Raw genomic sequence first — 241 nt, forward strand, 5'->3', positions numbered from 1 at the left:
GTGTTAAGCACGCCGCCAGCGTTCATCCTGAGCCAGGATCAAACTCTCTGATAAAATGTGCGCGTTTAGAAATTCACGTGCTTGCACAGGCGAATTTTACGCGTTCATCTTGCAAGCTCCGCTTGCGAGATTTGTTCCAAGTTCAAAATCAACATACTAGCTAATTTATCCCTTTTACTGTTTTAAAGGATCTTTCGATCGTTTTGAATTACTTATTCAGAACTTTCGAGGATGTGTTTCA

The organism is Blautia sp. AF19-13LB, from assembly GCF_003479105.1.
Taxonomy (GTDB): Bacteria; Bacillota; Clostridia; order Lachnospirales; family Lachnospiraceae; genus Fusicatenibacter; species Fusicatenibacter saccharivorans.